Annotated in this window: 13 protein-coding genes; 7 read left to right on the top strand and 6 right to left on the bottom strand. The window is 72.2% G+C overall.

The annotated features are described in order from the left end of the window. Positions 1 to 63: 63 nt before the first annotated feature. The 4 genes from CP975_RS31670 (at position 64) to CP975_RS31655 (ending at position 4,360) form a co-directional block, all read left to right on the top strand. Positions 64 to 1,077, top strand: a complete 1,014-nt coding sequence (locus tag CP975_RS31670) for an SDR family NAD(P)-dependent oxidoreductase (protein WP_055536355.1) — start codon at positions 64 to 66, stop codon at positions 1,075 to 1,077. A 104-nt stretch (positions 1,078 to 1,181) separates the two neighbouring features. After that, the gene (locus tag CP975_RS31665) at positions 1,182 to 1,508 is read left to right on the top strand and encodes a hypothetical protein (protein WP_055536356.1); all 327 of its coding nucleotides are present in this window, start codon (positions 1,182 to 1,184) and stop codon (positions 1,506 to 1,508) included. Positions 1,509 to 1,718: 210 nt separating this feature from the next. Beyond that, positions 1,719 to 3,290, top strand: a complete 1,572-nt coding sequence (locus tag CP975_RS31660) for an amidase family protein (protein ID WP_425474296.1) — start codon at positions 1,719 to 1,721, stop codon at positions 3,288 to 3,290. A gap of 20 nt (positions 3,291 to 3,310) precedes the next feature. Continuing rightward, positions 3,311 to 4,360 (top strand): glucose 1-dehydrogenase, encoded by a 1,050-nt coding sequence (locus CP975_RS31655; protein ID WP_055536357.1) that lies wholly within the window; start codon positions 3,311 to 3,313, stop codon positions 4,358 to 4,360. Here CP975_RS31655 and CP975_RS31650 read toward each other — a convergent pair. Next, positions 4,347 to 5,564, bottom strand: coding sequence for a metallophosphoesterase (locus CP975_RS31650; RefSeq protein ID WP_055536358.1), 1,218 nt, complete (start codon positions 5,562 to 5,564; stop codon positions 4,347 to 4,349). The two genes, CP975_RS31655 and CP975_RS31650, sit on opposite strands and share 14 nt — an antisense overlap. 85 nt (positions 5,565 to 5,649) lie before the next feature. Then, a complete protein-coding gene (locus tag CP975_RS31645; protein WP_150477611.1) occupies positions 5,650 to 7,533 on the bottom strand; it encodes an ABC transporter ATP-binding protein in 1,884 nt (627 codons plus the stop codon). A 348-nt stretch (positions 7,534 to 7,881) separates the two neighbouring features. Here CP975_RS31645 and bglX point away from each other — a divergent pair, with 348 nt between their 5' ends. Together bglX and CP975_RS31635 are read left to right on the top strand one after the other, a co-directional pair. Continuing rightward, on the top strand, positions 7,882 to 10,023 hold the full coding sequence (gene bglX / locus CP975_RS31640) for a beta-glucosidase BglX (protein ID WP_055527700.1): 2,142 nt from the start codon (positions 7,882 to 7,884) through the stop codon (positions 10,021 to 10,023). 104 nt (positions 10,024 to 10,127) lie between these two features. Further along, positions 10,128 to 10,319 (top strand): antitoxin, encoded by a 192-nt coding sequence (locus tag CP975_RS31635; protein ID WP_030793225.1) that lies wholly within the window; start codon positions 10,128 to 10,130, stop codon positions 10,317 to 10,319. 110 nt (positions 10,320 to 10,429) lie between these two features. On the opposite strand, the gene CP975_RS31630 is transcribed toward CP975_RS31635, so the two are convergent. From CP975_RS31630 to CP975_RS31620, 3 genes are all read right to left on the bottom strand, one after another. Further along, positions 10,430 to 11,287: a GNAT family N-acetyltransferase gene (locus CP975_RS31630; RefSeq protein ID WP_055527625.1), complete on the bottom strand. Its 858-nt coding sequence runs from the start codon at positions 11,285 to 11,287 to the stop codon at positions 10,430 to 10,432. Between the two features lie 73 nt (positions 11,288 to 11,360). After that, a complete protein-coding gene (locus tag CP975_RS31625; protein ID WP_055527627.1) occupies positions 11,361 to 12,680 on the bottom strand; it encodes a CynX/NimT family MFS transporter in 1,320 nt (439 codons plus the stop codon). Further along, complete coding sequence (locus CP975_RS31620) at positions 12,673 to 13,413, bottom strand: FadR/GntR family transcriptional regulator (protein ID WP_055527629.1); 741 nt, start codon at positions 13,411 to 13,413, stop codon at positions 12,673 to 12,675. The genes CP975_RS31625 and CP975_RS31620 overlap by 8 nt, the downstream gene beginning before the upstream one ends. A gap of 222 nt (positions 13,414 to 13,635) precedes the next feature. On the opposite strand from CP975_RS31620, the gene CP975_RS31615 reads away from it, so the two are divergent. After that, positions 13,636 to 14,526, top strand: a complete 891-nt coding sequence (locus tag CP975_RS31615) for a glycoside hydrolase family 19 protein (RefSeq protein WP_055527630.1) — start codon at positions 13,636 to 13,638, stop codon at positions 14,524 to 14,526. Positions 14,527 to 14,584: 58 nt separating this feature from the next. Here CP975_RS31615 and CP975_RS31610 read toward each other — a convergent pair whose 3' ends face one another. Continuing rightward, on the bottom strand, positions 14,585 to 15,022 hold the full coding sequence (locus tag CP975_RS31610; protein WP_055527632.1) for a nitroreductase family deazaflavin-dependent oxidoreductase: 438 nt from the start codon (positions 15,020 to 15,022) through the stop codon (positions 14,585 to 14,587). Positions 15,023 to 15,026: the final 4 nt, after the last annotated feature.

Raw genomic sequence — 15,026 nt, 5'->3', positions numbered from 1 at the left:
GCCGAACACCGAAGCCACACCGAGCGCCGAGGAAGTCGTGCCGAGCGAACCAAGGAGTCCGTAGTGCGTCAGGCATCAGCTCCCCGCGGCCGCGCCACCGACGATCTCAGCGGGCGGTCGGCCGTCGTGACCGGCGGGTCGCGCGGCCTCGGCCTGCTCATGGCGGACCGGCTGACGTCCCGGGGCTGCGCGGTCACGCTCGCCGCGCGTGACGGCCGGGAACTGGACCGGGCCCGCGCCAAGCTGCTCCACCGGCAGCCGAGGGCGAGGGTGCGTACGGCGGTCTGCGACGTACGGGAGCAAGCGGAGGTGCGGGAGCTGTTCGCCTCCGCCGACGGCGACTGCGGCGGCGTCGATCTCGTCATCGCGAACGCGGGCATCATCCAGGTCGCTCCGCTGGAGTCCCTGCGGGCCGAGGACTTCGACGACGCGATGCGGTCGATCTTCCAGGGCGCCCTGCACACGGCGCTGGAAGCCCTCCCCTACCTCAGGGACAGCCCGGGCGGCGGGCGGCTGGCGCTCATCTCCTCCGTGGGCGGTCTCCTCGGCGTCCCGCACCTGCTGCCCTACGCGTGTGCCAAGGCGGCGGTCGGCACGCTCGCGGAGGGGCTGCGGGCCGAGACGGCCGGGTCCGGGGTGAGCGTGACGGCTGTCTATCCCGGTCTGATGCGCACCGGGTCCCATCTGCACGCCGAGTTCGGCGGCGCGCGGACCCAGGAGTACGGCTGGTTCTCCACGCTGGCGGGCGCACCGCTGGTGTCGATGAACGCGCAGCGCGCCGCCGAGCGGATCGTGCGGGCCACCGTCCGGCGCCGGGCCCGGCTCGTGCTGACCCCCGGGGCGCGCGCGGCCGGGCTGGCGCACGGGATCGCCCCGGCGACGACCACGCGGCTGAGCGGTGTCGCGGCGCGGTTCCTGCCCGGCGCGCCCGCCCACCCCCAGGGAATGCGGGCGGGCAAGGACATCGACCCGCCGCGCGGACCGGTGTCCGGCACCGTCCAGCGGGCCGGGAGCGCGCTGAACGAAAGGGCCGCCGACGCATACAACGAGCGGGACCGGGACACCCCGAGAGGGTGAGCCCGATGTCCGGGCGCAAGGGGGGCCGAAACTGGGCGACATGCCCGAAAGGAGGCCACCGGAGCACGCACCGTGTCCGGTGGCCATGAGAAAGCGAGGTCACCATGCCGGCTGGATCCAGCAACAAGCGTGAGCGTCAGTACGAACACATCAAGGAGAGCGCCGAGGACCGGGGAGCCTCCACGAGCCGGGCCAAGGAGATCGCGGCCCGGACGGTCAACAAGGAGCGGGCCCGTTCCGGCGAGTCCAAGACCGCGAGCAGGACGTCGACGAAGGACCCGAAGTCCGCGTCGCAGCGCGGCGGGGAGCGCTCGCACAGCGGCGCCCAGGGCCCCACGAAGGACCAGCTGTACGAAGAGGCCAAGAAGAAGAACATCGACGGCCGCTCGTCGATGAACAAGCAACAGCTGAAGAAGGCACTCGGCCGCTGACCGGACGCTGAGCGAACACCGGGCGAGCGCTGCGGTAGCGCGGGGTGTCCACGGCGGTCCCGCCGCCGTGGACACCCGGCCGTGGACCCCCGGCCGGGGACGGACGGGCCGGCGCACGGGCAACCCCGCCCGCCGCACATCGGCCCGCGCCCCCCTTGCGCCGGACGCTGTCCGTGTAGTGCGCTGATGCGCATGGGGAAGAAGAGGAGCATGGCCGCAATGACCGCCGCCCTTGTCGCGGGGTCCCTTCTGACAGGCGTACCCGACGCGGGTGCGCGAGCCGCCGGGTCCGGCGCCGACAGCGCGTCGCCACCGAGCGGGTCGCCGCACGCGCCCGGCGTCGACCTCGACACCGTGACCATCCCGGAGTTACAGACACGCATGGCGAACGGTTCGCTGACCTCGTCGGCGCTGACCCGGGCCTATCTGCGGCGGATCGAGAACGTCGACCCCAAGATCCACGCGGTGCTGCGTACGAGCCCGACGGCCCTGCGCCAGGCGGCCGCCAGTGACGCCAGGCACCGGCGCGGCAAGACCCTCGGGCCGCTGGACGGCATCCCCGTGCTGATCAAGGACAACGTGAACACGCGCGACATGCCGACGACGGCCGGGTCGCTCGCGCTCGCCGGGAGCCCGCCCCGCACCGATGCCGCGCTGGTGACCCGGCTGCGGAAGGCCGGCGCGGTGATCCTCGGCAAGGCCAATCTGTCCGAGTGGGCCAACTTCCGTGCGGCGAAACCGACATCGGGGTGGTCGGCGGTCGGCGGGCAGACCAACAACCCTTACGTCCTCGACCGGAATCCGTGCGGCTCCTCCTCCGGCTCGGCGGCCGCGCTCGCCGCGTCGCTGTCGCAGGTGGCGATCGGCACCGAGACGGACGGTTCCATCGTGTGCCCGGCCGGGATGAACGGCGTCGTCGGGCACAAGCCCAGCCTCGGCCTGGTCAGCCAGTCGGGCGTGGCGCCGATCTCCGCCGAGCAGGACACGGCCGGACCCATGGCACGCAACGTGACCGACACCGCGCTCACGTTCTCGGTGCTGAGCGAGGGCCTCCCGGCCAGGGGCGCGGCGGCAGGACTCGGCACCGGCCTGCGCGGCAAGCGGATCGGCCTGTGGCGCCTGCCCTCGCTCGGGCCGGACGTGGACGCGGTGATGACCCGTACGGCGAAGGAGCTGCGCAAGGCGGGGGCCGTGGTCGTCGAAGTGACACCCCCTTACCAGGCGCGGCTCGCCGAGCTGGAATTCCCGGCGCTGCTCAGCGAGTTCCACCGCGACATCGACGCCTACCTCGGTACGCGCGAAGGGCCCCGGGACCTCGCCGGTCTGATCGAGTTCAACCGCGCCCATCCCGAGGAGCGGTCCTGTTTCGCCGGCCAGGAGCTGTTCGAGCAGGCCCTCGCCGCGCCGCCCACCACCGACCCGAAGTACCGTGCGATGCGGGCCGAGTTGAAGGACCTGTCCCGACGCTCCATCGACGAGACCATGGCCGGCCATCGCCTGGACGCCATCGCCGCACCCACCAACCCGCCCGCCTGGACGACCGACTGCGCACGCGGGGACAACGACGTCATCCCGTCCTCCACCCCCGCGGCCGTCGCCGGATATCCGTCCCTCTCGGTGCCCGCCGGGTCCGTGGACGAACTGCCGGTCGGCCTGCTCCTGATGGCCGGTGACCGCCAGGATGCCGAGCTGCTGTCGCTGGGGGCCGCGGTCGAGCACCGGCTCAAGGCCTGGCGGGCGCCGCGCTATCTGCCGACGCTCGGGTCCGGTGGGCCACGATGAGGATCTGACCAGGAGTCGCCATGCGTGCCGTTACCGTCCGTCCTTCGACCGCCCGTTCCCTTGAGGTGCGTGAGATGCCCGAACCGGCGCCCGGCGCCGGGGAGTTGCTGGTGGACGGGCTGGCGGCCGGGGTGTGCGGGACCGACAAGGAGATCGCGGCGGGCGAGTACGGGTGGGCGCCGCCCGGCGAGGACCGGCTGGTCCTCGGCCACGAGTCGCTCGGCCGGGTGCGTGAGGCACCCTCGGGCAGCGGGTTCGCGGCCGGTGATCTGGTGGTCGGGGTGGTTCGCCGCCCCGACCCGCGGCCGTGCGGCGCCTGTGCGCGCGGCGAGTTCGACATGTGCCGCAACGGCCGCTACACCGAGCGCGGCATCAAGGAGCGCCACGGCTACGCGAGCGAGTCCTGGACCGTGGAGAGCGACTACGCGGTCAGGCTCGACCCCGGCCTGGAGACGGTCGGGGTGCTCCTGGAGCCGACCAGCGTGGTGGCCAAGGCGTGGGAGCAGGTGGAGCGGGTCGGCGGCCGCGCCTGGTTCGACCCGCGGCGCGTGCTGGTCACCGGGGCGGGGCCGATCGGCCTGCTCGCGGCGCTGCTCGGCGTGCAGCGCGGTCTGGACGTACACGTGCTCGACCGGGTCACCCGGGGGCCGAAGCCGGACCTGGTCGCGGGCCTCGGGGCGACGTACCACAGCGAGGACATCGCCGAGGTGACCTCCGCACTCCGCCCCGACGTGGTGATCGAGGCCACCGGCGCGGGCCCCGTCGTCATCGAGGCGATGGCGGGCACCGCGACGTACGGCGTCGTGTGCCTGACCGGTGTCTCTCCCGCGGGACGGCGGCTGTCGGTGGACGCCGGCTCGATCAACCGCGACCTGGTCCTGGAGAACGACGTGGTCGTCGGCTCGGTCAACGCGAACCTCCGCCACTACCGCCAGGGCGCCGAGGCGCTGGCGAAGGCGGACCGCGCCTGGCTGGAACGGATGATCACCAGGCGCGTCCCCCTGGAGCGCGCCGCGGAGGCGTTCACCGAGCAGGACGACGACATCAAGGTCGTCATCACCCTCGACTGAGGACCTCGCGCCCGGCCGCCGTACGGACGCTGTGCGCGAGGCGGGCCCTGCGGGTGGCGATGTCGACCGTGTACGCGTCCACGGTCATCGCCCGCTCGGACACCTTCAGCACCATGAAGCCGTGGTCGGAGAAGTTCTGCCAGGTGGCGGGGTGACCGAAGTGGGCCTTGCCGTCGCCGGCCTTGGAGGCCGCCCCGCACACGATCTGCCGGGTGCCTCCGGTACGAGTGGTCGGCTCCAGGATCTGGAGGGTGTGGTCGTGCCCGGACAGGATCAGATCGGCGCGCCCGCACACCACCTCCTCGTACAGCTCCTTGAGGTGGATGCCGCTGGTGTAGTGGCCGATCACGAATCCGTCGTACGAACCGGCGCTGCCGTGCTTGCCGTTGTTGAGGTACGGGTGGTGGCCGAGGACGATCTTCCAGCGGGCCCGCGAGGCCTTGAGAGCACTGTCCAGCCAGCGGCGCTGCTCCCGCATATAGGGGCCGTTCCACCGGTAGTACGGGTCGAGTTGGGCGACGTACGAGGAGACGGGGTTGGTGTCGATGGCGAAGAACTCCACCAGCGGATCGCCCTGACCGGCGGCGGGCAGAGTGACGTTGTAGTAGCGGCTCGGCATGTACCAGCGGGGTGACCCCTTGGCGTAGGAGACCTCGCGGTCACCGCGCGAGGGGTCGCCGCCGCTGCCCGGGATCAGCCCGGAGCAGTCGTGGTTGCCGAGGACCATCAACCAGGGCACGTCCACACCGGAGTTGGGCTCCTCGAACTTGGTGCGGAACTCCGAGTCGTCGGCGGACTCGGGGCCGTTCTCGTAGAGGTTGTCGCCGAGGCCGACCGCGAGACCGACCCCTTGGACGCGGCAGATCTCCCGCGCCGCCGCGGCCACCGCGTGCTGCGCCTCCTCGCCCGTACCCGCGTCGCCGGTGAGGAGCACCGTGTACTCCCCGGACCGGCCGGGACCGGTCGGCAGGGGGAACTTGCCGGTGGGCGCGGTGGCCGCGGCCGCCGGGGCCTGCGTGCCGCCCGGCAGGGCCGCCAGCGCCGCGGCGCCCGCCATGACCCCGCCGAGCACGGTCCGCCGCCGGGGCGCCCGCATCTCCCGGACCCGCTCCCCCACCGGCCCTTCGGCGAGCGCCGGGTCCGCCCGCAGCCACTGTTCCTCCGTCATGTCCGCGCTCGGCGGTATCAACTCGTCGTCACACATGGGGGGTTTCTCTCACGGGAGGGCGTGAGGCTGGTGGGGAAACGATGAACTCCTGGTGGACGTCCGGCCACGGCCGCTCCACACCTCATACCGCCCCCACCGCCTGCGCCCCCTTGGCGAACTGTGTGCGGTACAGCTCCGCGTACCGCCCCTCCAGCGCGAGCAGTTCCTCGTGCGTGCCGCGCTCCACGATCCGGCCCGCCTCGACGACGAGGATGAGGTCGGCGGAGCGCACCGTGGACAGCCGGTGGGCGATCACCACGGCGGTGCGCTCCGCGAGGGCCTCGCCGAGGGCTTCCTGGACGGCGGCCTCCGAGGTGTTGTCGAGGTGGGCCGTCGCCTCGTCGAGGATGACGACCCGCTGGCGGGCGAGGAGCAGCCGGGCGATGGTCATCCGCTGCCGCTCACCGCCGGAGAGCCGGTAGCCGCGCTCGCCGACCACCGTGTCGAGCCCGTCCGGCAGGGAGCGTACGAGGTCTTCGAGCCGGGAGCGCCGCAGCACGTCCCAGAGTTCGTCCTCGGTCGCTTCGGGCCTCGCGAGGAGCAGGTTGGCGCGGACGGACTCGTGGAAGAGGTGGCCGTCCTGGGTGACCATGCCGAGGGTGGCCCGCATGGAGTCGGCGGTCAGGTCGCGTACGTCGACGCCACCGATGCGCACGGTCCCCTCGTCGGTGTCGTACAGCCGTGGCAGCAGTTGCGCGATGGTCGACTTGCCCGCTCCGGAGGAGCCGACGAGCGCGACGGTCTGGCCGGGCTCGGCGCGGAACGACAGGCCGTGCAGGACCTCGTCGCCGCCGCGGGTGTCGAGCGAGACGACCTCTTCGAGGGAGGCGAGGGAGACCTTGTCGGCGGCGGGGTAGCCGAAGCGGACGTTCTCGAACTCGATGGCCACGGGGCCTTCGGGGACGGGCACCGCGTCCTTCTTCTCCTCGATGAGCGGCTTCAGGTCGAGGATCTCGAAGACCCGCTCGAAGCTGACGAGGGCGCTCATCACCTCGACGCGCGCCCCCGCCAGGGACGTCAGCGGTGCGTACAGCCGTGTGAGCAGCAGCGCGAGCGAGACGACGGCACCCGCCTCCAGCGTCCCCGCCAGGGCGAAGTACCCGCCGAGTCCGTAGACCAGGGCGAGCGCCAGCGCCGACACGAGTGTGAGCGCGGTGATGAACGTGGACTGCGCCATGGCGGTGCGTACGCCGATGTCGCGCACCCGGCGGGCCCGCGCGGCGAACTCGGCGGACTCGTCGCCGGGCCGGCCGAAGAGCTTGATCAGGGTGGCGCCGGGGGCCGAGAAGCGCTCGGTCATCCGGGTGCCCATGGCGGCGTTGTGGTGGGCGGCCTCCCGCTGGAGCCCGGCCATCTTCGCCCCCATGCGGCGAGCGGGGACGACGAACACCGGGAGCAGTACCAGTGCCAGCAGCGTGATCTGCCACGAGAGGGTGAGCATGACGGCGAGCGTGAGGAGCAGGGTGACGAGGTTCCCCACGACTCCGGAGAGCGTGTTGCTGAAGGCCCGCTGCGCGCCGATCACGTCGTTGTTGAGGCGGCTGACCAGCGCGCCCGTGCGGGTGCGGGTGAAGAACGCGACGGGCATGCGCTGGACGTGGTCGAAGACGGCGGTCCGCAGATCGAGGATGAGGCCTTCGCCGAGGTTCGCCGACAGCCAGCGGCTCAGCAGCCCGAGTCCGGCCTCGGCGAGCGCGATGGCGGCGATCAGGAGGGCATAGCGCACGACCGTCGAGGAGTCGGCGTCGTCGACGATCGCGTCGACGACCCCGCCCGCCAGTACGGGGGTCGCCACGGCCAGCAGCGCGGTGACGACGCTGAGCATCACGAACTGCCAGATGCGTCGGCGGTGGGGCCGGGCGAAGGCGCCGATGCGGCGCAGCGTGGCTCGGGCGAAGGGGCGGCGGTCCTGCTGGGCGTTCATGACGCTGTGCAGCTGGACCCAGGCGGTGGTTTCCATGCTCATGGGACGAACGGTATGACCTCAACCAAACTTGAGGTCAAGGGTTCACCCACCCGCTTCACCCTCCCGCCCCCACCCCTGCCGCGTCTGTTGACCCGCGTGTATCCGAAACGTACTTTCGCTTCAACTCTTGTGGCCACCACAGAAGTTATCCCCCTCCCGAGGTAAGAAGGCGAACGCATGCGTGATGTACGAAGGCGTACTCTGCTGTCCGCGATCGGTGGCACGGCGGTCGCGGGCACGGCGGTCGCCGCCGGAGCGGCGGGAGCGGGCATCGCCGACGCCGCGCCCGGCCGTACGGGGCGCGCGGCCACCCGCCACGAGCACCGGATCAAGGGACTGCTCGACCGTATGACAGTCGAAGAGAAGCTGGGCCAGCTCCAGCAGCTCCCGTGGTCCTGGGACACCGGTCCCGGCGGCGGTGCCACGAAGGACGTGGAGGACGCGGCCCGCGCGGGGCGGCTCGGTTCGGTGCTGAGTATCCACGGCGCGAAGACCACCAACGCCTTGCAGCGCATCGCCGTCGAGGAGTCCCGGCTCGGCATTCCGCTGCTCTTCGGGCTCGACGTCATCCACGGCTTCTGGACGACGTTCCCGATCCCGCTGGCGCAGGCCGCGAGCTTCGACCCGGACGTGGCGAAGGCGGACGCCGAGGTCTCGGCGAAGGAGGCCCGTTCGAACGGCGTGCACTGGACGTTCTCGCCGATGATGGACGTCACGCACGAGCCGCGCTGGGGCCGCATCGCCGAGAGCAACGGCGAGGACCCCTACCTGACGTCGGCGTTCGCCGCGGCGAAGGTGCGGGGCTACCAGGGTGAGCCGGGCGGGACCGGCTCACCGGGGTACGGCGCGAAGGACCGCGTCGCCGCCTGCGCCAAGCACTTCGTCGCCTACGGCGGCGCGGAGGGCGGGCGCGACTACAACACCGTGGACGTCTCGGAGTCACGCCTGCGCAGTCTCTACCTCCCGCCGTTCAAGGCGGCGTTGGACGCGGGCGCGGCCACGGTGATGGCCTCCTTCAACACCATCGGCGGCATCCCCGGGCACGGCAACACCCACACCCTGACCGACATCCTGAAGGAGGAGTGGGGGTTCGACGGCCTGGTCGTCAGCGACTGGACCGGCGTCCAGGAGCTGATCCCGCACGGCTTCGCCGAGGACGGCGCGGCGGCGGCCCGCCTCTCCCTGAACGCGGGCGTCGACATGGAGATGACCAGCACCCACCTGCTCAAGAACGGCAGGAGGCTCCTCCGCGAGGGGAGGATCAGCGAGGAGCGGCTCGACGACGCGATCGCCCGCGTCCTGCGCCTGAAGGCCGATCTCGGGCTCTTCGATGATCCGTACGTGGACGAGGGCGCCGCCGTCGAAGGACCGACCCCGGCGGCGCACCGGGCGGCCCGCGACAGCGCCGCCCGCTCGATGGTGCTCCTGAAGAACGAGGGCGGGACGCTCCCGCTGAAGCGGTCGGTCAGGTCCATCGCGGTCGTCGGCCCGTTCGGCGACTCCGACGACCTGCTCGGTACGTGGTCGTTCCCCGCGGCCGTGAAGAAGTACCCCTCCGTGAAGGTCCTGGACGCGGTCAGGCGTGCGGCGCCGGACGCGAAGGTGACGTACGCCCGGGGTGTGGACCCCGAGGGTGAGGACACCGGCGGCATCCCGAAGGCCGTGTCCGCCGCGAGGTCGGCCGATGTCACGGTCGTCGTGGTCGGCGAGCCGCCCTCGATGAGCGGCGAGGCCGCCGCGCGCAGCGACATCGGCCTGCCCGGCGGGCAGGAGAAGCTGGTCGCGGCCGTCGCGGCGACCGGAAAGCCGTTCGTCGTCGTCCTCGTCAACGGCCGCCCCCTGACCGTGGGCGAGTGGCTGGGCTCCGCCCCTGCCGTGCTGGAGGCCTGGCACCCGGGCCTCGAGGCGGGGAACGCCATCGCCGACGTCCTGTTCGGCGAGGTGAACCCCGGCGGCAAGCTGCCCGTGTCGTTCCCCCGCGCGGTCGGACAGATCCCCATCCACTACAACCACGAGTCGACGGGCCGCCCCTACGACCCGGACAACAAGTACACGTCGAAGTACCTGGATCTCCCCCCGGGCCCGCAGTTCGCGTTCGGGCACGGCCTGAGCTACACGGCGTTCGAGATCGGCGAGCCGAGTCTGAGCCGCGAGCGGATCCCCGCGGACGCCCTGCGCGAGGGCGACACCCTGGAGGTGGCGGTGAGCGTCACGAACACCGGGGACCGCGCGGGCGACGAGGTCGTGCAGTTGTACGTCCATGACCTCGCGGCGAGCATCGCGCAGCCGGTGCGCAGGCTGCGCGGGTTCCGCCGGGTCACGCTGGAGCCCGGCAGGTCCCGGACGGTCCGCTTCCGGATCGGCGCCGACGATCTCGGTTTCTGGACGAACGCCCGGGACGGGGAGTTCCGCGTCGAGGAGGGCGCGGTGGACATCTATGTCGGCGCCGGCTCCGATGCCGAGGCCAGGAGGCGGCTGACGATCACCTGAGCGAGGGCCGCCCCGGCGCCCGAGCGTGCCGGGGCGGCCCCGGATGCGGTGCGGCCGATGTGACCCCATGCTGGTAGCGACGGCTCACACCAAGGAGGCCGAGGATGTCTGTGATGGACAAGCTCAAGCAGATGCTCAAGGGCCACGAGGACAAGGCCGGCCAGGGCATCGACAAGGCCGGCGACTTCGTCGACGACAGGACCCAGGGCAAGTACAGCGGTCAGGTCGACACCGCTCAGGACAAGCTCAGGGACCAGCTCGGCGGTGACCGCGGGCAGGAGCCTCCCCAGCGGTGACGGCAGCCGCCCGCGCTCCGGACGGCTGAGCCCGCGTACTCCCGAGCGCCGCGGGTCAGGGACCAGGTCCCCGACCCGCGGCGCCGCCTTTCGCGCAGTCCGGACAGGCCCTAGCCCAGTTCGAGCGACGTGACCCCGAACACCCGGTCCTTGGCGAACTCCCTGGTGGGCCCGGTGTACATGCGGGCCGTGTCGAACGTGGGCTTCATACCGCGGGCCTCGGCGAGCGCGACCGCCTGCGCGTTGGACTCGGGCACGTCCATGGCGACGGGCGCGCCGTCCGCCTCGATGACCAGCGCGTCCAGGAGCGCCTCGGCGTCGGCGCGCGTGTCGGCGAACAGCGGCCCGACGCGCAGGGCGTCCCGGCCCGGCCGCAGCACGCCGTACCCGGTGAGTCTGCCGTCGACGATGCGGGCGAGGGCGCGATGGCCGGGGGCGGCGAGCCAGCTCTCCAGGAACCGCGGCCGGTCCGCGGGCAGGCATGAACCGTCGTACGCCAGAAGCGCTTTCAGTCCCGCGGCCTCGACGGGACGCACATGCCGGTCCGGCGCGTCGGCGGCGGCGAGCGGGCCGATGTAGCGCAGCGTGCCGTACTCCCGGGCGAAGCCGGAGCGGCGGTAGTTGTCCTGCTGGTCGGGCACGCCGTCCAGGCCCACGGTCCGGCCCCCGGCGTGCGTGAGGCCCGCACGCCAGGTGGCGAGGCCGAAACCGCGGCCGCGCCGGTCGGGCCGGACGAGGTAGAAGCCGAGGAAGGCGTAGCTCTCCCCGTAGTTGACCACCGAGACCGCGGAGACGGGCTCGCCGTCGACGCGCCCGATGAAGAACCCCTCGGGGTCCTGCGCGAAGAACGAGGGGGCGTCGCCGAGGCCGGGGTTCCAGCCCTCGTCCGCCGCCCACCCCGTCACCACACGCCAGTCGTCGAGCGTCGCCGTTGAGACCACGAGCCGCCCGGAGGCCGAATCCGTCATTGCCGCACCCTTCTCGATCCGCCGTGGTGCGCCGTGAGGAAACCGCACCGGGGGCATCCTGCCCGAGCCCGCCTCAGGCGATGCCAGGTCCCGGCCCCGGCGCTCGCCCGGCTCGGCCGACGCCCGCCACGTGCTTGTCCCTGGCCGCCCCGAGGCCCACCGCGACCTGCGGCACGAGCAGGGCGAGCAGGAGGACGAGCGGCACGGTCCAGCTGTGCGACGCGTCGTGGACGGCGCCGAGGACGGTCGGCCCGGTCGCGGCGAGGATGTAGCCGAAGCACTGGGACATGCTGGAGAGCTGGGCGGCGTGCCGGGCGTCGGGCGCGCGCTGCACGATGAACAGCAGCGCCAGGCTGATCGCCGCGCCCTGGCCGAGGCCGAGCAGCGTCATCCAGAGGTAGGCGCCGCCGACCGGCGCGGCGAGCAGGCCCCCGAAGCCGAGCGCGCACAGCGCGGCGCCGAGTGTGGCGAGGGCGCCGGAGCGCAGCCGCCGCCCGACGGTCACCGGGGCGAGGAAGGAGCCCGCGATGCCGAGCAGCGAGGAGAAGGAGAGCATCCAGCCCGCGTCGCCCGGCGCCATGCCGGCGTCCTGGAACACGGTCGGCAACCACGCGGCCGCCGCGTAGTAGTTGAGGGACTGGAGACCCATGTACGCGGTGACCTGCCACGCCAGCGGGGAGCGCCACAGGCCGCGTACGGGATGCGCCGCCTGCCGGGCCGGCGCCGCGCCGACGCGCGTACGCGACCGGATCCGCGGCAGCCACACGAGCAGCGCGATGAGCGCGAGCGCGCCCCAACAGGCCAGTGTGGTGCGCCAGTTCATGTCGGCGGCCTGCTGCACGGGCAGCGTGACACCGGCCGCGAGGGCGGCGCCGCCGAACAGTGACATCGAGTACAGCCCGGTCATGAGGCCGGCCTTCGCGGGGAAGTCACGCTTGATCAGGCCGGGCAGCAGGACGTTGGCGACGGCGATGCCCGCGCCAATGACGAGGGTGCCCGCGAAGAGCGCGACGACCGAGTCCAGCATGCGCAGCGCCGTGCCCGCGCAGATCAGCGCCATGGTGCCGAACAGTGCGCGCTCCATGCCGAAGCGGCGGCCGAGCCGGGGCGCGACCGGCGCGAGAAGACCGAAGCAGAGCAGCGGCAGCGCGGTGAGCAGACTGGTGGCGGCTGCCGACATGCCGCTGTCGTCGCGGATGGTGTCGGCGAGCGGCGAGACGGCGACGAGGGCGGGGCGGAGGTTGAGCGCGAGGAGGACGACGCCGAGGGCGAGGTAGAGGGCGCGGCGCCCGGCGACCGCGGGCGGGGCCGGGTCCGGGTCCTGGCCCTGGTCCGCCGGTGCGGTCGCGCCGTTCTGGGTGGCCCCGGCGGTGGGCCGTGCCGTCTCACTCATGTACCGCTCCGGAGTTGTTCGTTTCGGTTTCGGCCTCGTCCAGCGGCTGCTCGCGCAGCGCGGCCACGCCCTCGCCGAGGTGTGCGAGCACCGCGGCCTCGGCGGCCTGGGGGTCACGCGCCTCGATGGCGTCGACGATCGCCTCGTGCGCGTCGAACTGGTGCCGGACCGAGTCCGCCACGGGGGCGCCGACGACCGACTGGAGCGTCTCGCGCAGGGCGTCGCTGAGGTGCCCGTACAGCTCGGCGAGGACGCTGTTGTGCGCCGCGTCGGCGACGGTGCGGTGGAAGGCCATGTCCGCGTCGATGAACGCCGCCGTGTCGCCGCTCTCCCAGGCCTGCCCGCGCTCGGCGAGGGCCGCCCGCAGTGACGCGAGGTCCTCCTGCGTACGGCGCTGCGCGGCATGGCGGGCGGCGTCCCGCTCCAGGCAGGCACGGACCTCGTACGCTTCGAGGACCCCCGCCCTGCGCAGTCTGCGCTGGACGGCCGCGCCGAAGTCGCTGTTCGCCCGCACATAGGTGCCGTCACCCTGGCGCGGCTCCAGCATGCCCGTGTGCACGAGCGCGCGGACCGCCTCGCGCACGGTGTTGCGGCCCACGGCGAGCTGCTCCACGAGGAGCGGCTCGGCGGGGATCTTCTCGCCGACCTTCCACTCGCCGTCGGAGATCAGGCTCTCCATCTGGGCGATGACCAGGTCGACGAGGTTGGTCCTCGCGGCGCTGCGCAACGGCATCGTCGGCACCTTCCTTCTTGCGTCCGCTCCCCCCGTTCCGTCAAACATGGGAACATCCCATGTTTCGCCTGTCAAAACCGTACCGCCCGGGCGGTACGCCAGGTTTTACCTGCGCGATTTGGTCTAGACCTTGACAGGTACAGACCACGTTCGCTTGAGTCTCCGGCACCCCCATGACGGCACGGGGCCCATCCCCCCGTCCCGCCCGTAAGGAGACGTCGCATGATCAAACGCATCACCGGCCTCGTGGCCGCGCTGGCCGCGGTCGGCACGATGATCGTCCTGGGTCCGGCCGCCGGCCCGGCGTCCGCCGCCGAGTGCGCCTCGCCGTGGACCGCCTCAACCGTCTACACCGGCGGCAAGTCGGCCTCGCACAACGGACACAACTGGACGGCCAAGTGGTGGACCCAGAACGAGACCCCGGGCCGCTCCGACGTCTGGGCGGACCAGGGCACCTGCGGTGGCGGCACGGACCCGGGCGACCCCGATCCGGCCGGATTCGTGGTCAGCGAGGCGCAGTTCAACAAGATGTTCCCGAACCGGAACTCGTTCTACACGTACAAGGGCCTGACCGACGCACTCAAGGCGTATCCGGGCTTCGCCAACACCGGCGGCGACACCGTCGAGCGCCGGGAGGCCGCGGCGTTCCTCGCCAACGTCAGCCACGAGACGGGCGGCCTGGTCCACGTCGTCGAGCAGAACCAGAGCAACTACCCGCACTACTGCGACAAGACCCGGCCCTACGGCTGCCCCGCCGGGCAGGCCGCCTACTACGGCCGCGGCCCGATCCAGCTCAGCTGGAACTTCAACTACAAGGCGGCGGGCGACGCCCTCGGCATCGACCTCCTCAACAACCCGTACCTGGTGGAGCAGAACCCTTCCGTCGCCTGGCAGACGGGCCTTTGGTACTGGAACACCCAGAGCGGCCCGGGCACCATGACCCCGCACCACGCCATGGTCAGCGGCGCCGGTTTCGGTGAGACCATCCGCGCGATCAACGGCACTCTGGAGTGCAACGGCGGCAACCCCGCCCAGGTGCAGAGCCGCATCGACCGCTACAAGGCGTTCACCCAGATCCTGGGCACCACGCCGGGCTCGAACCTGAGCTGCTGACGAGCCGGCTCATCCGACGGGCGGGCGGGCCTGACGCACAGTCAGGCCCGCCCGAGTCTCACTCCCGCGGCACCAGCCGGAACACCGGATGGCGCGCCACCTCAGCGGCGAACTCCTCGTCCGACGACTCGGCGGTCACGTCGAAGTAGGCGCGGGTGACGGGCACTTCACGCCAGTACTGGCGCAGCACCGGCACACTCTCCTCGGGCCCCAGCTCGACCACCCCGAGCGTCCGCGATCTGCCGCCCCTGCTGAGCCCCACCTCTCCCGCGGCGCGCGCGTTGCGCACCCAGTCGCTCACCCCGTAGGCCGCCACGAGCCAGCGCTCCTCACCGGCCGACATCACATCGACCGGCGTGGAGTACGAACGGCCGCTCTTCCTGCCGCGGACCGTCAGGTTGTACCGGTACCCCTTGCCGATCCCGAGCCGGGTCATCGTGTGGAACACGCGGTTGATCACGCGCGTACCGGCATTCATGCGATACGTCTTCGCCATCGCC

Origin of the sequence: Streptomyces alboniger, from assembly GCF_008704395.1 — a bacterium.
In the GTDB taxonomy this organism is placed as follows: Bacteria; Actinomycetota; Actinomycetes; order Streptomycetales; family Streptomycetaceae; genus Streptomyces; species Streptomyces alboniger.
The sequence above is the reverse complement of the archived record's forward strand: the minus strand, read 5'-3'. Positions and strand labels throughout refer to the sequence as shown.